16 protein-coding genes and 1 tRNA gene are annotated in these 20,444 nt (G+C 40.9%); 14 read left to right on the top strand and 3 right to left on the bottom strand.

The features are described 5' to 3' along the window. Positions 1–70 precede the first annotated feature (70 nt). Entirely contained in the window at positions 71–2,680 is a 2,610-nt protein-coding gene (clpB, locus tag M472_RS35185; protein ID WP_021070646.1) for an ATP-dependent chaperone ClpB, read from the bottom strand. Positions 2,681–2,943: 263 nt separating this feature from the next. Here clpB and M472_RS35180 point away from each other — a divergent pair. The 6 genes from M472_RS35180 (at position 2,944) to M472_RS35155 (ending at position 9,136) form a co-directional block, all read left to right on the top strand. Beyond that, positions 2,944–3,016, top strand: a tRNA-Thr gene (locus tag M472_RS35180). A 271-nt stretch (positions 3,017–3,287) separates the two neighbouring features. Next, on the top strand, positions 3,288–3,989 hold the full coding sequence (locus M472_RS35175; protein ID WP_021070645.1) for an ABC transporter ATP-binding protein: 702 nt from the start codon (positions 3,288–3,290) through the stop codon (positions 3,987–3,989). After that, positions 3,982–5,229 (top strand): ABC transporter permease, encoded by a 1,248-nt coding sequence (locus tag M472_RS35170; RefSeq protein WP_021070644.1) that lies wholly within the window; start codon positions 3,982–3,984, stop codon positions 5,227–5,229. The genes M472_RS35175 and M472_RS35170 overlap by 8 nt, the downstream gene beginning before the upstream one ends. 1 nt (position 5,230) lies before the next feature. After that, a complete protein-coding gene (locus M472_RS35165) occupies positions 5,231–6,499 on the top strand; it encodes an ABC transporter permease (RefSeq protein WP_021070643.1) in 1,269 nt (422 codons plus the stop codon). Positions 6,500–6,561: 62 nt separating this feature from the next. After that, the gene (locus M472_RS35160; protein ID WP_021070642.1) at positions 6,562–7,659 is read left to right on the top strand and encodes an efflux RND transporter periplasmic adaptor subunit; all 1,098 of its coding nucleotides are present in this window, start codon (positions 6,562–6,564) and stop codon (positions 7,657–7,659) included. 106 nt (positions 7,660–7,765) lie between these two features. Continuing rightward, the gene (locus M472_RS35155; protein WP_200859622.1) at positions 7,766–9,136 is read left to right on the top strand and encodes a TolC family protein; all 1,371 of its coding nucleotides are present in this window, start codon (positions 7,766–7,768) and stop codon (positions 9,134–9,136) included. 70 nt (positions 9,137–9,206) lie between these two features. Here M472_RS35155 and M472_RS35150 read toward each other — a convergent pair whose 3' ends face one another. Further along, positions 9,207–11,117, bottom strand: a complete 1,911-nt coding sequence (locus M472_RS35150; RefSeq protein ID WP_021070640.1) for an ABC-F family ATP-binding cassette domain-containing protein — start codon at positions 11,115–11,117, stop codon at positions 9,207–9,209. A 229-nt stretch (positions 11,118–11,346) separates the two neighbouring features. On the opposite strand from M472_RS35150, the gene M472_RS35145 reads away from it, so the two are divergent. The 4 genes from M472_RS35145 to M472_RS35130 all read left to right on the top strand — a co-directional run bounded on the left by M472_RS35145 (position 11,347) and on the right by M472_RS35130 (position 14,833). Then, positions 11,347–12,381 carry a quinone-dependent dihydroorotate dehydrogenase gene (locus M472_RS35145; RefSeq protein WP_022829361.1) on the top strand — a complete coding sequence of 345 codons (1,035 nt, stop codon included), beginning with the start codon at positions 11,347–11,349 and terminating at the stop codon, positions 12,379–12,381. 81 nt (positions 12,382–12,462) lie between these two features. Further along, positions 12,463–13,335 carry an OmpA family protein gene (locus tag M472_RS35140; protein WP_021070638.1) on the top strand — a complete coding sequence of 291 codons (873 nt, stop codon included), beginning with the start codon at positions 12,463–12,465 and terminating at the stop codon, positions 13,333–13,335. Between the two features lie 108 nt (positions 13,336–13,443). After that, a complete protein-coding gene (locus M472_RS35135) occupies positions 13,444–14,208 on the top strand; it encodes a hypothetical protein (protein WP_021070637.1) in 765 nt (254 codons plus the stop codon). Positions 14,209–14,218: 10 nt separating this feature from the next. Further along, positions 14,219–14,833, top strand: a complete 615-nt coding sequence (locus tag M472_RS35130) for a hypothetical protein (protein WP_144062720.1) — start codon at positions 14,219–14,221, stop codon at positions 14,831–14,833. A gap of 25 nt (positions 14,834–14,858) precedes the next feature. Here the strand turns inward: M472_RS35130 and M472_RS35125 are convergent, their stop codons facing one another. Beyond that, a complete protein-coding gene (locus M472_RS35125; RefSeq protein ID WP_021070635.1) occupies positions 14,859–15,992 on the bottom strand; it encodes an acyloxyacyl hydrolase in 1,134 nt (377 codons plus the stop codon). A gap of 71 nt (positions 15,993–16,063) precedes the next feature. Here M472_RS35125 and M472_RS35120 point away from each other — a divergent pair, with 71 nt between their 5' ends. The 4 genes from M472_RS35120 to M472_RS35105 all read left to right on the top strand — a co-directional run bounded on the left by M472_RS35120 (position 16,064) and on the right by M472_RS35105 (position 20,432). Beyond that, a complete protein-coding gene (locus M472_RS35120) occupies positions 16,064–16,978 on the top strand; it encodes an AEC family transporter (protein WP_021070634.1) in 915 nt (304 codons plus the stop codon). Between the two features lie 98 nt (positions 16,979–17,076). Beyond that, a complete protein-coding gene (locus M472_RS35115; RefSeq protein ID WP_021070633.1) occupies positions 17,077–18,042 on the top strand; it encodes a formylglycine-generating enzyme family protein in 966 nt (321 codons plus the stop codon). Positions 18,043–18,071: 29 nt separating this feature from the next. Then, positions 18,072–19,385, top strand: a complete 1,314-nt coding sequence (locus M472_RS35110) for a Gfo/Idh/MocA family protein (protein WP_021070632.1) — start codon at positions 18,072–18,074, stop codon at positions 19,383–19,385. Between the two features lie 9 nt (positions 19,386–19,394). Beyond that, positions 19,395–20,432, top strand: a complete 1,038-nt coding sequence (locus M472_RS35105) for an FAD:protein FMN transferase (RefSeq protein WP_081643178.1) — start codon at positions 19,395–19,397, stop codon at positions 20,430–20,432. Positions 20,433–20,444 lie beyond the last annotated feature (12 nt).

Raw genomic sequence — 20,444 nt, 5'->3', positions numbered from 1 at the left:
GATGAGATATAATAAAAACAGGGTCTTTTATTTGTAAAAGACCCTGTTTTCTATATTCTTGTTGTCTCTGTTAAGATGGATTTTCCGAATTCTTGTTAATGAATACAAATTTACCATCAAATACATCCAGTTGGATGACGGAGTCACTCGTCACATTGCCTGCTAAGATTTCTTTAGAGAGTTCGTTGAGTATTCGTTTCTGAATAACACGTTTTAGAGGGCGAGCTCCATAAATAGGATCGTAACCCAATTGTGCTAACCAATCCAATGCTTCTTCTGATGCAGAAAGGAAAATGTTCTGTTCTGCTAGCTGTCGCTGGACTCGCTCAAACTGCATACGCACGATACTTCCGATTTCGTTTCTGCTGAGCGGAGTGAACATGATAATCTCATCAATGCGGTTCAAAAACTCTGGACGTATTGTTTTTTGAAGTAACTCGAATACATCATCCTTTGTTTTTGCGACAACTTCATCTCTGTTGGTATCGGTCAATGTTGCGAAATTCTCCTGTATCAAATGTGAGCCCGTATTGGAGGTCATGATGATAATGGTGTTTTTGAAGTTTACTACCCTTCCTTTATTATCAGTAAGGTGACCATCATCTAATACCTGTAGCAGGATGTTGAATACATCCGGATGGGCCTTCTCTATTTCATCAAGAAGAACCACCGAGTACGGGCGACGTCTTACCGCCTCTGTAAGCTGTCCGCCTTCATCATAACCAACATATCCTGGAGGCGCCCCTATTAATCGGGATACGGCATGACGTTCCTGATATTCGGACATGTCGATTCTAACCAGTGCATGTTCGTCGTCAAAAAGAAACTCTGCTAACGCTTTTGCGAGTTCTGTCTTACCGACACCAGTAGTTCCTAAGAATATAAATGAGCCTATCGGCTTCTTCGCATCGCTTAAGCCTGCTCTCGAACGGCGTATGGCATCAGAGATAGCTTCGATTGCTTCTTCTTGACCAGCTACCCGTTTGTGAAGTTCTTCTTCTAGATTCAGTAGTTTTTGACGCTCCGACTGCACCATTTTGTTTACAGGTATGCCCGTCCATCTCGATACGACGTCTGCGATGTCTTCCGAAGTCACTTCTTCTTTCAGCATACGGCTGCTCTGTTGCTTTTCGTTGAGTTCGGCTTTCAGCTTTTCGACATTGTCCTGTGCTTCTTTGATTTTTCCGTAACGCAGTTCGGCTACCTTTCCGTAATCACCTGCCCGTTCGGCCTGGTCAGCTTCGAGTTTGTAGTCCTCAATGTTTTGCACCTCTTGGTTGACGCGGTCTACCAGTGTTTTTTCGGATTGCCAAGCTGCTTTTAATGAATCGCGTTCGCTGGATAGATTTGCGATTGTCTCTGATAGTTCAGCTACTTTCTTATCATCATTTTCGCGTTTTATAGCCTCGCGCTCGATTTCGAGCTGCATGATGCGGCGTTCCAATTCATCGACTGCTTCTGGGACGGAATCCATCTCCAAGCGTAATTTGGAAGCAGCCTCATCAATTAAATCGATTGCCTTGTCCGGTAGAAAGCGGTCTGTTATATAGCGCTGTGACAATTCTACAGCAGCGATGATGGACTCATCGAGTATCCGTACTTTGTGGTGTGTTTCATACCTTTCTTTAAGTCCCCTTAAGATAGAAATCGCATCCTGAGTGTCAGGTTCCTCAACCATTACTTTTTGGAAACGGCGTTCGAGGGCTTTGTCTTTCTCGAAATACTTTTGGTATTCGTTGAGGGTGGTCGCTCCTATAGCGCGGAGTTCACCTCGTGCTAGTGCTGGCTTTAAGATGTTGGCGGCATCCATAGCGCCTTCACCTCCACCTGCACCGACTAGGGTGTGGATCTCATCGATGAATAGAATGATTTCACCATCGCTATCGGATACTTCTTTGACGACAGCTTTTAAGCGTTCCTCAAATTCACCTTTGTATTTTGCGCCCGCGATCAATGCTCCCATATCTAAAGAGAATACAGTTTTGTTTTTTAAGTTTTCGGGCGCATCGCCTTTAATGATACGATGTGCGATTCCTTCGGCAATAGCGGTCTTACCAACCCCTGGTTCGCCCACTAGAATTGGATTATTCTTCGTTCTGCGGGAAAGTATCTGCATTACTCTTCTGATTTCTTCGTCCCGGCCAATGACTGGGTCTAATTTCCCGGATTCCGCAAACTCATTTAAGTTGCGTGCGTATTTTCCAAGTGCATTGTAGGTGGCTTCTGCATTTTGATCGGTCACTCTGTTATTGCCCCGTAATTCTTTAACTGCAAGTTTTAAGTCTTTTTCATTGACTCCTTGGTCCTTTAGCAAAGACGAGGTTTTGTCGTTAGCCGACAGTAGGGCAAGTAAAAGATGTTCAATGGATATATACTCATCATTGAATTCTTTTAGGTAGCTCTGGGCTTTCTGTAATACAGCAGAGGTTGGGTTGCTAAGGTAGACATTGGTCCCACTTACTTTGGGTAAAGATTCGATAAGCTTGTCTACTTCGGATGTTACGTATCCTATATTTACGTTTAGTTTTTTTAGAAGATGGCTTACGACGTTTTCATCTACGGTAAGCAAGGCTTTTAGTAGATGTGCGGGTTCTATAGCTTGTTGCTGATTGCCCACCGCAATCTCAGAAGCCTTTTGTATGACTTCTTGTGCTTTGATTGTGTAGTTATTGAAGTTCATTGTTGCTATGTTGAAATAAGATTTTTTAATGTATATGTAGTTACTAAACAAATTAGATGCCTTAGGGTTTTTTAATTCGAAAACCTGAATTTTTGTCTTATTTATTTGTTTTTGACTGTCAATTTTTCCGATTATCGATAAAATTTATTTTTTTGTCTTGAGATTCAAAGTATTATGTCGTTAAGAGAAGAGGAAGCTTTTTAGGTATTGCAAAATAGAATTAAACTTCTCATATTTGCAGCGTTGAATCCCAAGGGATGAACGCCTCCTTAGCTCAGCTGGTAGAGCAACTGACTTGTAATCAGTAGGTCATTGGTTCGATTCCGATAGGAGGCTCTCAGAAAACTCAGCTACGAAAGTAGTCTGAGTTTTTTTATTATAGATTATTCTTCTACAGGTTGTTTCAATTCCTCTTTTTTGTTAATCTGGAGTTAAAAAAGTAATATGCTGCAGTATATTATTCTAAATTTAGGTATGATTTTTTGCAAAAGGGAGCGAAAATAAGTATTTTCATTTCCAATTATTAAAGAAATGTTCCAATGTATATCCTCGTGTGGAGTCCTTGAAACCCAAACAACTACTTTAAGTAATTTTAAAAGAATGGTGCATGATAGAAATTAGAGATCTTCACAAGTCGTATCAAATGGGGAAAAACTCCTTACATGTTCTTAAGGGTATTGATTTTGCGGTTAAAGAGGGCGAGTTTGTTTCTATCATGGGGAGTTCGGGGTCGGGTAAGTCGACTCTGCTGAATATTATCGGTATTCTGGATGAGGCGGACAGCGGCACGTATACATTGGATAATGTTCCTATAAAAAATCTTAACGAGACTATTGCTTCTCGTTATCGAAATAAATTTTTGGGATTTGTTTTTCAATCGTTCAATCTTATCAATTATAAAAGTGCACTGGATAATGTGGCATTGCCTTTATATTATCAAGGTATGGGTAGAAAGGAACGTATGGAAAGATCTATGTATTACCTTGAAAAAGTCGGACTGGCCAATTGGGCGAAGCACTTACCCAGCGAAATGAGTGGTGGACAAAAGCAACGTGTGGCGATAGCTAGAGCTTTAGCTGCAGATCCGAAAGTACTATTGGCTGACGAGCCGACCGGAGCGTTGGATACGAAGACATCATACGAGGTGATGGAGCTGATACAGCAAATTAATGATGAAGGAAAAACTGTTCTTATTGTAACGCATGAGTCTGATATCGCGGAGATGACTAAGCGGATTGTGTTTCTGAAAGACGGGCAGATTGAATCGGATAACCCCGTTAACCAAGTCAGAGCATCGTCGTATGTTTAGTATAGAGAGATGGCAGGAGATATTTGAGGGTTTGTTTAAGAACAAACTTCGAACAGTTTTGACGGGAGTTTCTGTGGCTTCTGGGATTTTTATCTTGGTGATTCTCCTTGGCGCGGGGAATGGTATTCAGAACGGTATTCAAAAGCAGTTTGAACAAGATGCTGTCAATAGGATTTCGGTTTGGCCTGGTATTACACAAAAAGAATATAACGGATTGGGAATTGGTCGCGAAATCCAACTTCACAATTCGGATTATAATACCACAATCAGGCTGCTGTCAGATTATATAGAGTATAAATCTGCTGTTTATTCTGTCTGGAGTGGTAATATGGTTTTCAAAAATGAAACGGGCACCTATAGGGTAGAAGGTGTACATCCCGACTATCAATTTATCGAAAATGCATCTGTTGCGAAAGGGAGATTTCTGAATCAAGCTGATATTACGAATTACGAAAAACATGTTGTTATTGGTCAGAAGGTGGCGGACGATCTGTTCAAGGGGGAAGAGGAGTTGTTGGGACAGGAGTTGAATATTTCGGGTACGATTTATAAAGTCATTGGGGTTTTTACGGATCCAGGAGGGGAAAGAGAAGAAAGCAGAGTATATATTCCTATTTCGACGGCTCAACGTGCATATAGTGCGGGAGATAAGATTCGTAGTCTTGTTTTTACGTTGAAGAAGAATGTGGATTTTGATAATGCGGTTGCGGAATCCCATGATTTTACGCAAAAGCTGGAAACCTTTCTTAGAGCACGTCATACCATAGCGCCTGATGATCAAGGGGCTTTGCATATCAATAATTCGTTGGATCAAGCAAAGAATATTTACATTATAACTGGCGGCGTAAAAGGCTTCTTTTGGTTTGTAGGGATATGTACGATTATCGCTGGTGTGGTCGGAGTTGGAAATATCATGCTCATTATCGTAAAGGAAAGAACAAAAGAGATTGGAATCAGGAAAGCGTTGGGCGCATCTCCCTTTTCTATTATATCGATGATATTGCAGGAAGCGGTTTTTATTACCGTAGTAGCTGGTTTTTCGGGGCTTGTTGCTGGTTTGCTCGTCTGGGAGTTTGTGGGACCTTCGATTGAAACCGATTTTTTTACGCATCCAGAAGTTGATTTTAATGTTGCTATTACGACTTTGGCTATTTTGGTTGTGGCTGGTGCTTTTGCCGGTTTTGTACCTGCTTATAGAGCGGCTAAAATCAGACCTATTATTGCACTAAGGGGGGATTGATATGTTCAATAGAGATAACTGGAGTGAAATAATAGCAGCACTTTCTGCTAATCCGTTCAGAACGTTGATCACCGCTTTTGGTGTGTTCTGGGGGATATTTATTTTAATAATACTGTTGTCCGCGAGTCAGGGCTTACAGAATGGTATTAAGAGACAGATGGGGGGCTTGTCCACGAATACTATGTTTATGTGGGCCAATTCCACATCTAAACCTTATCAGGGACTTCCTCAGGGGCGAAGTTTTAACTATAAAAATGGCGATGTAGAAGCAATCAAACAGCGTATAGATGGACTGCTGTATGTCTCTCCGAGAAATCAGTTGGGCGGATTTGGTGGTAATAATAACGTAGTGAGAGGAACAAAAACCGGTGCGTACAATGTGTATGGGGATTATCCTGAATTTATTTTGCAGCAACCGATGGATATTGTGAAGGGGCGCTTTGTGAATTATGGTGATATTGACAGTAAACGGAAAGTCGCTGTTATTGGGGAAGGAGTGATTCGGGAGCTGTATATGCCAGGCGAAGAGGTCTTGGGCTCGTATATAAAAGTGCAGGGGGTCAACTTTATGGTGGTGGGTGTCTATAAAAGTATTTCTAATTTGGGCGGGAACGCAGAGGAAAGTCAAAAGCAGGTTTTTGTGCCGTTTACGACATTTCAACAGGCTTTTAATTATGGTGATGTAGTGGGGTGGATGGCAATAACTGCAAAGGATGATATGCCGATTACGGATTTGAAACAGGGGATTTTTGATCTGCTAAAACATAGGCACAGTATTAATCCCGATGACGATCGGGCGATTGGGCACTTTGATCTGTATCAGGAGTTTAAAAAAATAAATGGTTTGTTTTCGATTTTGACTGCAGTTTCTTATTTCGTAGGTATTTTTATCTTAGTTTCTGGAATTATCGGAATTGTAAATATCATGCTGATTATCGTTAAAGAACGTACACAGGAAATCGGAATCCGTAGAGCTTTGGGGGCAACGCCATGGATAATAATAAAGCAGATACTCTCGGAATCCGTTGTATTATCACTTATCTCAGGGATGGCTGGGATTATTTTTGCTTCATTGGTTTTGAGTCTCATTAATTGGGGACTCGATCAAGCTCCTAATGCGAATGAGATTCCGATTGTAAATCCAAGTGTGAATTTGGGAGTTGTGGCCGCTGCATTGATCATATTGGTTTTTGCAGGATTGTTGGCGGGATTAATTCCGGCAATTACGGCGGTGAAAGTGAAGCCTATTGATGCTTTGCGAGTAGAGTAAAGGTGGGAAGTGTGCCATATTGATTAAGATTTAAACATTGAACTTTAAACTAAAAATATAAGATGAAAAAAGGCTGTACGATTTCAATTTTAGTTTTTTTAGCAATTGCTTTTGTAGGTGCTTTGGTGTGGCTGTATCAGAAGAACAAACAACCCACGGTAGTCTACGAGACAGTACAAGCTGAAATTCGCTCTATTTCCAAAAGTACGGTTGCTACCGGAAATATTAATCCGAAGGAGGAGGTGTTGATTAAGCCGAACATCTCGGGTATTATCGATGTGGTCTATGTTGAGGCCGGGGATTATATTAAGTCGGGTGATCTGATTGCTGAGATTAAAGTGGTACCCAATGTCTCTAGCTTAAATCAGGCGAATAACCAAATCGAATCGGCTAAAATAGATTTAGAGAACCAGAAGCGGATATTTGAGCGACAAAAGATGCTCTTTGATAAAGGTGTAATTTCAGCAAATGATTTTGATGCCGCTCAAACGACGTATAGACAGGCGCAACAGACTTATAGTTCTACGGTGCAGAATGCTGAAATTATCAGAACAGGAACAACAACTGGATTGGCGAATATGGCACAGACACGGATTCGTTCGACGGTGTCGGGAATGGTGCTGGATGTGCCGGTAAAAAAAGGAAATCAAGTCATTGAGGCGAATAACTTTAATGAAGGAACCACGATTGCAAGTTTGGCAGATGTCAGCAATATGATTTTTGAGGGAAAACTGGATGAATCCGAGGTTGGCAAAATCCGATTAGGGCTTCCGTTGGAAATCACCGTTGGAGCTATTGAAAACAAAAAGTTTCATGCTGTGCTAGATTATATCGCGCCTAAAGGAGTGAATGAAAATGGGGCTATGCAGTTTCCGATAAAAGGAAATCTCATCAATAAGGATACGACATTTATTCGCTCGGGATTGAGTGCGAATGCTTCTATTGTGTTGGAAAATGCGGAGAATGTATTGGCGCTGAAAGAGGGGGTAGTTCAGTATGATGAAAAAACGAAGAAATCTTTTGTTGAAGTGGAGGTGGCGCCTCAAAAATTTGAGCGTAGAGATGTGGAACTGGGTGTGAGTGATGGAATTTACGTGGAAATAAAGAGTGGAATTACGAAGGATAGTAAGATTAAGATTTGGAATCAAGTCAAGAAGTAATTCATTCGATTAATGGCGTATTGTCTTCTTATAGAAGTGGGGGCTCCATGGAGCTGACAAATAAGAGTTATAACTAGCGCATACTGAAGAAACAAACATGAATATTGTGTCAAAAATAATTGCTGTTATTTGCCTTCTTTTGGCAAATGATGCTTTCTCTCAAAAGAAATGGACGTTGGAGGAGTGTGTAGCTTACGCTATCGATAACAATGTTTCTATTGGGCAGACCGAACTGGATAATAAGCTCGCTGAGATCGATAAAAAAGATGCTTTCGGAAGTTTTTTGCCCAATGTGAATGCCAATGCTTCGCACTCTTGGAACAGGGGGCTGAATACCAATATTACTACAGGTATCTTGGAAAATCAAACGACACAGTTTACTTCGATGGGGGCATCTTTGGGTGTCGATATTTTTAAAGGTATGCAGAATCAGAACCGTTTCAGAAAAGCCAAGCTGGCGTTGATATCTTCTCAATATCAGCATCTGAAAATGGAGGAGGATGTCGCGTTGAACGTGGTTAATGCTTATTTGCAGGTCCTGTTTAATAAAGAGGCCGTAAAAGTTCAGAAACAACAGTTTGAGACGGATAGTCTACAATTGGTGCGCTCGGAGGTTCTGGTCGATGCGGGGATGATCCCTAGAGGGGATTTGTTTGATATAAAGGCTACTATTGCTACAGACAAACAGCGGATTATTGAGGCTCAGTATGCATTGATTATATCTAAAATGAGCTTAGCGCAACTGCTACAGATGAAGGAATTTAAAGATTTTGATATTGCGGATGTGGCGTACGAATTTCAAGTGAATAGTATTCTATTGGAGGGGCCAGAATCTATTTTTGGCAAAGCTAAGAATGAGCGTACCGAGCTGAAAATTGCTGAAAACAATGTGAGAATTGCGGAAAAGGAAATCGAAATAGCCAAAGGGGCTTATTTACCTACGCTTAGTGGTTTTTATGGATTCAGTTCGCGTGTTTCGTACGCTAAGATTCCAGATGGACAAGGAGGTCTTAAGAATCCTCCACCATTCTTCGAACAGTTTAACCTCTATAAAGGACATAATTTTGGATTTCAGTTGAGTGTTCCGATTTTTAATGGCTTTTCGACCCGTAACAATGTTTCAAGGTCTAAAGTGAATTTAGACAAAAGTAAGTTGACTTTAGAACAGACTGAACTTGATTTGGAACGGAATATTTATACGGCATATTCAGATGCTAAAGGGGCTTTGGAAACTTATATGGCAACTAAGGAAATGTTGAAAGCTCGGGAAGAAGCGTTCCGCTATACGAAAGAACGCTATGAAAATGGCATGGCGACAGGTTTTGATTATAATCAGTCGCAGACCCTCTTGGTAAACATTCAATCCGATTTGCTAAGAACAAAGTACGATTATCTGTTTCGCACAAAGATACTGGAGTTTTATTTCGGTATTCCGATTATTAAGAGAGAAGTACTTGATGGGCAGGGAACCGATTAATTCCGCTATGCTCTCTATTGATATATGATATAGCGCATAGCGGAATTAATCGGAGAGGTTGTTGTGCTGATTAGCCTTCTAATTCGATGATTTCCTCTGCGATTCTCTCCCAATCGTTTTGCAACTGTTGGTATTCTGCTTTTGCTGAATTGTACTTACGGGTGATGTCCTGTAATTTGGTCGCATCAGAATATATTTCTTCATTAGCAAGCTGTATTTCCAATTCTTTAACATCTGCCTCCTTGAGTGCAATTTGTTGCTCTAATTGGGCTAGTTCTTTATTCTTTTTCAGGATTAGCCTTTTGTTATCTTCTGTAGGTGCCACCTTCTTCTCTTTTTTAGGCTCTTCCTTTACGACTTTTTTCTCTACAACTGGCTTTTGGACACGCTTTGAATTCCAGGTTTCGTATTCTTCATAGGTGCCAGGGTATTCTTTTATTTCTTTGTCTTCGATGAACCAGATTTTATTGGCTACATGCTCTAAGAAGTAACGGTCGTGAGATACCACAATTAATGTTCCTTCATATTGCTGTAATGCTTGAATCAGGATATTGACAGAAGCCATATCCAAGTGGTTGGTCGGCTCATCCAGTACAAGGAAGTTTGCATCGGCTGTTAACGCTTTTGCTAGTGCTACACGGGATTTTTCACCACCGGATAATACTTTTATTTTCTTAAATACATCATCTCCTGTAAATAGAAAGGAGCCTAGAATAGACCGAAGTTCTGTTTCGGTATGTTTGGGGGCAAAGTTTTGTAGCTCTTGAAGGATGGAGTTTTCGAGATGCAATGCTTCTAGCTGGTGCTGTGCAAAGAAGGTTTGCAATACGTTATGGCCTTTTACACTCGTTCCTTTGTAGTCCGAGTCGGCATCAGCTACTATCCGTAACAGTGTGGATTTACCCTTACCATTGGCTCCGATCAAAGCAATTTTATCCCCTTTTTCGATAAGTCCATCGGTATCCCGTAAAATCTCTAGATTGGGATAGGACTTCGAAATGTTTTCTAGGGTGACGACATGCCGTCCTGAAGGTTTCGAAAATTTGAAGCTGAAATTTACTTCTGGGTTGTCATCATCAACATCGGATATCTTATCCATTTTATCCAATGCTTTGATACGTGATTGTACCATCTTCGCTTTGGAGGCTTTAGCGCGAAAGCGTTCAATTAATTTTTCTTCCTGCTTTATTTTTGCTTGCTGATTTTTAAACTGATTGCCTTGAATTTCTTCACGCAATGACTTTTCTTCAAGGTAGAATGAATAATTCCCTGCATATAGGGTTAGTTTCCCACGTTTAGACTCTACCGTTTTATTGATGATACGGTCCAAGAAATAACGGTCGTGGGATACAATTACGATTGCTCCTTCAAATCCCTGTAAATAGTTTTCAAGCCATTTGATGGAGGGAAGGTCCAAGTGGTTGGTTGGCTCATCGAGTAATAGGATGTCTGGTGCTTGGAGTAGTATTCGTGCCAGCATGACGCGCATACGCCATCCTCCGGAGAAGGTGGCCAAGGGACGCTGCTGTTCATCCTGTGAGAAGCCAAGCCCTGCTAGGATTTCATTAGCCCTGAATTCGATATTATAGCCATCTAGGGCTTCAAACTCCATTTGCTTATCGCTGAGTTTGTTTAAAATATCGTCGGAATAATCTGTTTCTAACTTTTTTAACAGCACTTCTATCTCTGCATGTAGTTCGTTTTGGCGTGTAAATGCTTCCATCGCTACATAAAGGATGCTTTTTTCGGAATGATAGGATAAGAGATCCTGATTGAGGTACCCTATTTTTAAATCCTTTGCCATTGAAATAGAGCCGGAAGTAGGGGCATAATCTCCAACGATCAACTTTAGTAAGGTGGATTTTCCCGCTCCATTAGCACCGATCAATCCCGCTTTGTCTCCCGGTTTGATGTGCCAGTTTGCTTCGTCATATAGGGCTCTTGCGCCTATTTCAAATGTTAAATTATTTATTGATATCATTTCAGATGTATGCTTTTACTTTTTGATCTGCTAGCTAGCGGATCGGTTTGACTTTTCATCGTCCTCAATATGTGTCGATTGCCCTCGATAAAATGTTTTACGTCTTTATCGGGATTTAAAAAGCAAAAGTAGTGATTATTTCTGCTTCTTTTCTACCTTTGTGCAGATATGCCAAAAGTGATATAAGCTTTTTTATGGCAATTTCTTCAATGACTTTTTATGTTATATTATGTATAAATTAGTAAAGCCAATTTTCTTTTCAATGAACCCTGAAAAGGCACATCATACGGTGACGGGAGGGTTGAAAAATTTCTCAAAGATCTGGGGTGCAAAGGCCTTGCTCAAATCTATTTATAGTGTATCCGATCCACGTTTGGAACGGGAGGTTTTTGGACTTAAGTTTAAAAATCCGGTAGGACTAGCAGCTGGTTTTGATAAAAATGCGGAATATATTGCGGATATGGCCAAATTTGGATTTGGTTTTATCGAGATCGGTACGGTAACGCCAAGGCCTCAGCCTGGGAACGATAAACCGCGTATGTTTCGCTTGGTGAATGATGCTGCCCTCATTAATAGGATGGGCTTTAACAACCAAGGAGCGGATGTAGCTGCGGGACGATTGAAACACCTTAAGGATAGAGAAGGAGTGATCATTGGTGGTAATATTGGGAAAAATAAGGTTACTCCAAATGAAGAGGCTGTAAATGATTATATCTATTGTTTTCACGCTCTGTACGAATACGTGGATTATTTTGTGGTGAATGTGAGTTCACCCAATACTCCGGGATTACGAGATCTGCAGGAGAAAGAGCCGTTGATGCGGATTTTAGATACATTGCAACAGCTCAATCTGGAAAAACCAAAAGCGAAGCCTATTTTATTAAAGATTGCCCCGGATCTGACGGATAGCCAACTGGATGATATTGTAGAGATTGTTACAGAAACTAAGATTGCAGGTGTAATAGCAACGAATACGACCATTTCTAGAGAAGGACTTAGTAGCGCTCCTGAATTGCTTAATGAGGCAGGAGGGGTAAGTGGTAAGCCTCTTACAGAACGCTCTACCGAAGTGATACGTTATCTTTCTCAGAAATCGAATAAGGCTTTCCCTATTATAGGTGTAGGCGGTATACATTCCGGACAGGATGCTGTAGACAAGCTCGAAGCTGGGGCCGCGCTGGTACAAGTGTATACAGGTTTTATTTATGAAGGTCCAGGGTTGGTCAGTGCTATTTGTAAACATCTACTGAATACAGGAAAGTAATTTTATGTTTTTTAACTATTTAGGGTAAAAATTCAAAGATTTTATTTGCTATCTTGTATCCATCAAATTTATAATGATATGATGTATAAAAAACGCCTTTTGCCAATTACGATTTTACTAGGTGGAATTGTAATGAGTAGCTGTGTGAGTAATAAAAAATATGTAGCCTTAGAAACCCAACATAAAGATTTGGCTGAGCTGTACCAAAAAGGACAGATGGATCTTACAGAAAGCCGTGCAAAAATCAAAAGTTTGGAAGATCAGCTCGAATACGAGCGCAAGAATAATGCTTCATTGAAAGAGGCATATGCTAAGTTACAGTCTACTTTGGATAATAGTATAGCACAAAATTCCCAAGGGAATGTGAATATTTCCAAATTGGTTGATGAAATTAATGCATCTAATAAGTATATACAACACTTAGTGAATACGAAGAATAAAAGTGATTCACTTAATATGGTGTTGACCAATAACCTGACCCGTTCTTTGAGTCGTGAAGAGCTTAAAGATGTAGATGTACAGGTATTGAAAGGTGTTGTTTACATCTCTTTATCTGATAATATGCTTTACAAGTCTGGTAGTTATGAAGTATCTGATAAAGCGGGAGAAACCTTAAGTAAGATTGCGAAAATTATTCAGGATTATAGAGACTACGATGTATTGATCGAAGGTAACACAGATACGGATCCTATTTCTAAACCAAATATCCGTAATAACTGGGATTTGAGTACATTACGTGCTTCCTCTGTGGTACAGGCGTTGCAGACGATGTATGGTGTGGATCCTAAGCGCTTGACAGCGGGTGGACGTGGTGAATATAATCCTATCGCTGATAATACATCTGCAAATGGTAAGGCTAGAAACAGACGTACGCAGATTATTATTACACCAAAATTAGATCAATTCATGGAGTTGATTGATAAGGCGCCTGATACGGAATCTACTTCGATGTAGTTTTCGTCTATAGCATAAATGGAGTCCCTGAGTTTTTAATTCAGGGATTTTTTTGTGTGATGATGATTGAGTTTTATAGATTGGCATGATTGTTTGGGATAAGCAGGTATGTTAAAGAATAATTATGTCATAGCGCTTGTAGCTTTATCGGTTAGTTTTATTTTGGGGAGTTGTAGTTCAATATATATGCCTAATGTGCCTGCGACCCCCATGTTTAGGCATCAAGGGGAAGGATACCTTTCTGGACATATCAATCTGAAAGGTAATGCCTCTGGAACTGTGGCGGTATCACTGACGGATCATTTTGCTCTATTGGCCAATGCCTCAACTGTAAACCATGGACGGGAATCCAATACCCATTTTAGGCAATGGCTAGCCGAAGGTGCGGTGGGTTATTTTACCGAAATAGGTAAGTCCAAGAGGCAGGTCCTGGAAATCTACGGAGGCTATGGTTTAGGTAATTCTCGTGAATTAGACCAGCGTGCTTCTATACGGGACTATGAGGTGGTGGGAAGCCGTAAAATGGATTTTGATAAAATATTCCTGCAGGTGAATTATTCATCTACTACGAAGGGGCGGTTAAACCTGTTCGGCGGTAAGCGGGTCTTAAATTATGGGACTGCGATACGCGTGAGTCGGGTGGCTATGACTGATTTTTGGTTGGATGATGTTCAGGCAGATAAGGAAGAAAATCTTTTTATTGAACCTGTTTTCTTTACCCGAATGGAGTTGTTGAAAGGGCTTCAGTTGCAGTATACAACAGGATTTAATATTGGTGTAGTAAATAATTCGTATCTCAAGGCAGGAAATTCTATTTTTACACTGGGAGTTGCTTACAATTTTGGTAAGGCAACAGGTAAGAAGAAAAAATAAAACGAACAAAATGAATAGATTAAAAGTTGCAGTATTACTGCTTTGTACTTGGTTTATGTCTAGCTGTGCTATCAATCAAAAAGCTCAGGTGGAGGCATTGAGTAAATTTAATTATGATGTAGAATCTGTAGATCAAATCCGATTAGCAGGTAGGGATATCGATTCTTACCAATCGGGGGGGGCAGCTTCATTGGCGAGCATACCAGGTATTGCCATGGCTTTATTGCGGCAGGATCTTCCTTTGGAAGCGAGAGTAAATTTGAAAATTACGAACCCTACATCGACATTAACTAAGATCAATGAGTTTAAGTACATTATTGAAATGGCAGGTAAGCCACTTTTTGAAGGTGCTGTTGCAGAGAACATCAATCTGTCCAATGGACAAAGTATGGTGGTGCCGTTGACTTTCTCCGCTAATATTTTTGGTGTGGCTAAAGAGCAGGGGTTTGACAAAGTTCTCAACGATATCTTTACCAGAAAGAGTAATGGATTCTTTGCTTTGAAAATAAAGCCTTCTGTAAAGATTGGCGGTAAGAATTTCTTTTACCCAGGATATATCACAGTCGATAAAGATTTTGGAAAAAGTGTCTCTAAAGCCGTTGAAAAAGGATTAGGGCAATTGTAAAATCTAATAGACATTAGGCTATACATTACCGATTGAATGTATAGCCTAGTGTTGATTCTATAAAGTCAGCTTTTCCCATATGTGCTTTTATGGATATTCCGGCATTGATGTTCTTGTAGACATAATAGCGGAATCCTGCTCTTAAAAATACTCTTCTTATTTCTCCGTTAAAGTATTGGTTATGGATATAGTATCCAACGTTGCCATTCAGTACAAGGTCTTTATTGAGCACGTGTACCAGGTAGAATGCTGGTCCCCCGGATAGCTTAGCGCTTAGCTTTCCTGTTTTATCTTCAGCTATTTCTTCGTCATTCCCCGAATCGGAGTAGAAGAGATCCATGCCGCCCCCTATTCGCCATTTATAGCTGACATGTCGACTGGCATAGAGACTGAACGTGGATTTAAAGTAACGACGTTCTTTGTCGTGTGCTACCTGTTTTAGTCCTGCCCCGACATTTATATGATAAAGGATTTTCTTGGGATAGGGCTCTAGTGATGTCGTGTCTTTTTTATATGTCCAGCCGTTCGGTTGGTAGGTAATGGACGCTGTTAGAGGAAAAAGATTTACACCTTTGTTTGGTAATTTGAGTGCTCCGTTAGAAAAGTGGTGAAAGGCCAAGCCTACACCTGCCTTAAATTTTGATGATAGTTTATATTGACTACGGATGCCGAAGTCGATGTAAACATTGTTTTTGGTAGCAATAGCCAGGTTAAGGGGGTTGGTATCCTCATCATAAGGTTTGAAATTACCAGATAGACCCAATCCTATACGGTAGTCGAAGGACCATTTTTCATTGTCGATGTTGCCAAATGGGGTCTGGACAAAACCGTATACTGCGTAAGGACTTCCGACAATGTCGTTGTTGAATGTGCTGGTGTAGAATCCAATCCCATAAATGGGGTTGTTGTATAGTTTGAAATATTGGTCGCTTTTGGAATTTATCTTCCATCCCACTTTGAGGTTGAACCCGTTGTAATAAGCGTCTTTGAATGTCGTGTTTTTCAACTCTCCTGTTGCTAAAATTCCTCCGTTTTCGACCTCCGCTTCAATTATTAATGAGTTTTTGTGAGTAGTGTTTGTCAACGTATCGGTTGATGCCCAGGTGAAACCCGCGTTTAGGAATGTTCCAAACAGTAGTATGAGGAATTTAGTCTTCAAGATGATAGATTATTAAATACCAAGTTATAAATTTGGACAAAAATATTAAAATATAAGTAATACCGAGCTGGATGGTTAACTTTTTCATTATCGTTGTGTGTTTGTTGATCGGATATTTGTTCCGTTTTTTTAAAATAGGGGGTAAAGACAGTTATAAAATAGTTAATGATTGGATTATTTATGTAGGTTTACCGTCAATCGCTTTTTTGTATATTCCACGGATCGATTGGAGCTTAACCTATCTCTTTACTGCTTTTTTGCCGTTTTTTATCTTTGGTCTTTCTTATGTTTTCTTTCGATTGCTTCAACCAGTCCTTGGTTTTTCTTCAAGGACGCTCGTGACATTGATCATTGTATCAGGCCTCAGCAATACATCTTTCGTGGGGTTTCCGCTTATTATTAGTTTTTTCGGTTCGGACCTGCTGAAAGTAGGCGTCGTTAGTGATCAGGCTACGTTTTTTGTGCTTTCTTCTTTCGGCGTTCTTTTGGCTACTGGTTTTAGGCCGCAATATCTCAGTGCGATGCAGAAGTTTAAACTGATGCTTAGGCGAATATTAACTTTTCCTCCTTTTATAGCAGCAGTGTTGGCTTTGTGTTTTCAAGATGTTCTCCGGACGATTCGGTTGGATGATTTTTTTGTAGCTCTAGCGGCTACAGTGAGTCCGTTGGCCTTGTTTTCCATTGGTTTACAATTGCATTTTCACCATGTTAGGAAGGAAATTAAGGCAATAAGTGTGTCTCTCTTATATAAGTTACTGTTGGCTCCTTTCTGTGCCCTATTGATTACGGCTGCCATGGGATGGAAAGGTGTTTTTTTTCAGGTATCGGTTTTTGAGATGGCAATGCCTAGTTTGGTAGCATCTGGTATTGTTATTCAAAAGTTTGGTCTCAATTCTAAATTAGCAAATACGATTATCGGTTTGAGTATCCTGCTGGGGTTAGCACTGTCGTTTCTGTGGCATAGTGTAATTATTACACTTCTGTAACATAAATGTTATAGAGAATTGGGGCTATAATTTGATTTTACTTTTACCTTTATTAAAACATTAAAGGCAATATAGCTTATAAACCCGTTGTGAGATACATGAAGAGACTTTTTTTTTCGTTATTGGTATTGGGCATTAGTTCTATAAAGGCTCAGGATAAGACATTTAAAAAATATATTCAGGAGATTAAAGGCACTTCACTGTCATTCTCTATGGAAGCTATTCCGGGAGGCCAGTTCAGTATGGGAAGTAAGTCTGGTGAAGCCGACGAGTCTCCTGTGCATGAGGTGAAAGTAGATCCGTTCTGGATGGGGACCTATGAAGTTACCTGGGATCTTTATGAGCCTTTTTTGTATAAAGATTATGAACTTTCGAAGCAAAAGGAAGGTGCATTGCCTGCGGAGGTTGATGCGGTAACACGACCTACGAAGCCTTATTTGGATATGACTTTTGGCATGGGCAAGGAGGGGCATCCCGCATTAGCGATGACGCATTATAATGCTATTCAGTTCTGTAAGTGGTTGTATGTTCGGACAGGTGTTTTTTATAGGTTGCCCACTGAGGCAGAATGGGAATATGCTTGTCGAGCAGGATCGAAAACTGCTTATTTTTTCGGAGAGAATGCGGATGCATTGGGCGATTATGCTTGGTATGGCGCCAATAGTGATAAACATACACATAAAGTGGGTGAGAAGAAGCCGAATGCTTATGGTTTATATGATATGCTGGGTAATGTCTCTGAATGGACTTTTGATCAGTATATACCTGATTTTTATAGTCAATTTGAAGGTAAAGTTGCGGAAAATCCTGTAGCAGAACCGACGGAGTTGTACGCGCATGTGATACGTGGCGGTTCGTTTGACAGCGCTGCCAAGATGTTGCGCTCGTCGGCGAGATCTGGATCGGATCCGGTCTGGAAGCAATTGGATCCACAGATGCCTAAATCGAATTGGTGGTTTCCGGAGGCTCCTTTTGTCGGAATGCGATTAGTACGTCCTCTGAAAGCGCCATCTCCTCAAGAAGCTATGGCTTATTATGATAAGGCCCCTATAGAAGATTTTTAAACCTTATTACCCACTATAACGACCGAATTATGAACCTTTTTAATAGGAGAGACTTCCTGAAATCTACTTCAATTATAGCTGGCAGTGCTTTAGTTGCGGGCTCGCCTTTGTCGGCTGTCTTTGCAGCGGGAACCGATGCTATTCGAGTAGCAGTAATTGGCTGTGGAGGCCGTGGAACGGGGGCAGCTGTTGATGCCTTGGAATCTGGACAAAATATCAAGATTGTAGCTTTAGCGGATGCGTTTGCGGATAACCTGGATAAGGCGTACACCAATCTTTCTAAAAAATATTCGGATAAGTTGGATATTCCGGATAGCCGGCGTTATGTCGGTTTTGATGCTTATAAGGCTGCTATTAAGGATGCCGATGTCGTTATTCTGACGACACCCCCAGGATTTCGTCCTATACATTTTGAAGAGGCAATCCGTGCCGGCAAACATGTATTTATGGAGAAGCCGGTTGCGGTAGATATTCCGGGGATTCGCAAAGTGCTGGAAGTCGCTGCAGAAGCGAAGCGAAAAAAGCTGAATGTTGTTGTGGGGCTTCAGCGACGTTATCAGACGAATTATCGGGAGGCTATCTCCCGTATACAGGATGGTGCTATTGGTGATGTGGTGTCTGGACAGGTCTATTGGAATAGCGGTGGGGTATGGGTGCGTCCACGCAAGCCTGGACAGACAGAGATGGAGTATCAGATGCGCAATTGGTATTACTTTAATTGGCTGTGTGGTGACCATATTGTCGAGCAACATGTGCATAACATTGATTTAGCTAACTGGGTAAAAGGTAAATATCCAGTCTCTATTGAAGGTACGGGGTCGCGTGCACATCGTACGGGGAAGGACTATGGTGAAATCTATGATAATTTTGCGATAGAAATGACTTATGATGATGGTTCTGTGGTCTATAGTCAGTGTCGTCATTTTGAAGGAACACATAATCGCGTAGAGGAAACTTTTCAGGCTACAAAGGGTAGGGTTTATTTGTCTGCCGGTAATCAAGCAGTATTGTGGGATGCAAATGGTAAGGAAATCTATCGACACGATGCCAAAGGCAATCCCAATCCTTATCGTCAAGAGCATGTAGAGCTATTTGCGGCTATTGCTAAGGGCGAATACAAATTTGACAATGCGGAATATGGCGCCTATAGTACATTGACGGGAATCATAGGTCGGATAGCGTGCTATACTGGTAATGTCGTCAAATGGGAAAAGGCGATTCAGTCGAATATTAGTCTCATGCCTGAGCGCTATGCCTGGGATGCTTTGCCTCGTCCTTTGCCTGGAGAAGATGGGCTTTATCCTGTAGCGGTACCTGGTATGAATACGGACTTATATATCTAATTTTAAAATATGTTTACCAGCGCTATCCATCGAATGAATTTTCACCCTTTGCTGTCAATGGGAGTGGGTAGATATGTTTTTTTTCTATTGTGGTGTGTCTTCGCGGTATGCGGCTATGTCTATGGACAGGGATCTCATTTGCTGTCGGGAAGGGCGCAGGGGACGACTTACCAAATTAAGTATTATGGGGAGGAACGGGTCTCTAAGTGTCAAATTGACAGTGTATTAAAGGTTCTTGATCGGTCTATGTCTCTGTACGATAAAGGATCTATTATCTGTAAGTTCAACGATCCATTGGTGTCCGAGGTGCTTATGGACGCGCATATGACTCGTGTTGTTAAAGCTAGTCAAAAGGCTTATAAAGATACACGAGGATATTTTGATATTACGGTGTATCCTTTGGTGAAATTGTGGGGATTTGGAGCAGAAGGCCCTAGATCATTGCCACGAAAGGATGAAGTGGACAGTGTGCGGCGTATTATAGGAATGGAGAAGTTGCGTGTCAAGGGAAACCGCCTGATCAAGCGTGTTAACCATGTTTCTATCGATTTGAATGGTATTGCACAGGGGTATTCTGTGGATGTGTTAGCTGATTATCTGAAGAGCAAAGGGGTTGAGGATTACTTGGTTGAGTTAGGTGGGGAGATTCGTTCACTCGGCAGTAAACCGGAGGGACCATTTTTAGTGGAACTCTATAGACCTGAGTATATCGCTCAGGGACGGTTGCTCCGAGTTCGGATGGTAAACAACGCTATTACCAGTTCGGGTGTCTATGAGCAACAGCGTAACGTAGGTGGTCGGATTGTATCTCACCATATGAATCCGTTGACGGGCCAACCGCTAGAGAGTACGATTGTGAGTGTTACAGTAATTGCTAAAACAGCGATGGAAGCAGATGCTTTAGATAATTATTTTATGAGTTTAACTCCCGAAGAGGCTATTCAGTTTGCTAATAAACGCAAGGATGTGGAGGTATACCTTGTTTGTTCTGAGGGGAATACTTTTAAAGAATTGCAAAGCTCGGGATTTAATAACTATATTTATTAATGTAATCAACGT

Source organism: Sphingobacterium paucimobilis HER1398 (genome assembly GCF_000416985.1).
GTDB lineage: Bacteria > Bacteroidota > Bacteroidia > Sphingobacteriales > Sphingobacteriaceae > Sphingobacterium > Sphingobacterium paucimobilis.
The sequence above is the reverse complement of the archived record's forward strand: the minus strand, read 5'-3'. Positions and strand labels throughout refer to the sequence as shown.

Bases quoted from the DNA above. Each gene is read 5' to 3' on its own strand.
- M472_RS35105 (WP_081643178.1), top strand. From the start codon at position 19,395: ATGTTTACCAGCGCTATCCATCGAATGAATTTTCACCCTTTGCTGTCA.
- M472_RS35175 (WP_021070645.1), top strand. From the start codon at position 3,288: ATGATAGAAATTAGAGATCTTCACAAGTCGTATCAAATGGGGAAAAAC.
- M472_RS35140 (WP_021070638.1), top strand. From the start codon at position 12,463: ATGTATAAAAAACGCCTTTTGCCAATTACGATTTTACTAGGTGGAATT.
- M472_RS35115 (WP_021070633.1), top strand. From the start codon at position 17,077: ATGAAGAGACTTTTTTTTTCGTTATTGGTATTGGGCATTAGTTCTATA.
- clpB (WP_021070646.1), bottom strand. From the start codon at position 2,680: ATGAACTTCAATAACTACACAATCAAAGCACAAGAAGTCATACAAAAG.
- M472_RS35160 (WP_021070642.1), top strand. From the start codon at position 6,562: ATGAAAAAAGGCTGTACGATTTCAATTTTAGTTTTTTTAGCAATTGCT.
- M472_RS35150 (WP_021070640.1), bottom strand. From the start codon at position 11,117: ATGATATCAATAAATAATTTAACATTTGAAATAGGCGCAAGAGCCCTA.
- M472_RS35110 (WP_021070632.1), top strand. From the start codon at position 18,072: ATGAACCTTTTTAATAGGAGAGACTTCCTGAAATCTACTTCAATTATA.
- M472_RS35135 (WP_021070637.1), top strand. From the start codon at position 13,444: ATGTTAAAGAATAATTATGTCATAGCGCTTGTAGCTTTATCGGTTAGT.
- M472_RS35145 (WP_022829361.1), top strand. From the start codon at position 11,347: ATGTATAAATTAGTAAAGCCAATTTTCTTTTCAATGAACCCTGAAAAG.
- M472_RS35120 (WP_021070634.1), top strand. From the start codon at position 16,064: ATGGTTAACTTTTTCATTATCGTTGTGTGTTTGTTGATCGGATATTTG.
- M472_RS35130 (WP_144062720.1), top strand. From the start codon at position 14,219: ATGAATAGATTAAAAGTTGCAGTATTACTGCTTTGTACTTGGTTTATG.
- M472_RS35170 (WP_021070644.1), top strand. From the start codon at position 3,982: ATGTTTAGTATAGAGAGATGGCAGGAGATATTTGAGGGTTTGTTTAAG.
- M472_RS35165 (WP_021070643.1), top strand. From the start codon at position 5,231: ATGTTCAATAGAGATAACTGGAGTGAAATAATAGCAGCACTTTCTGCT.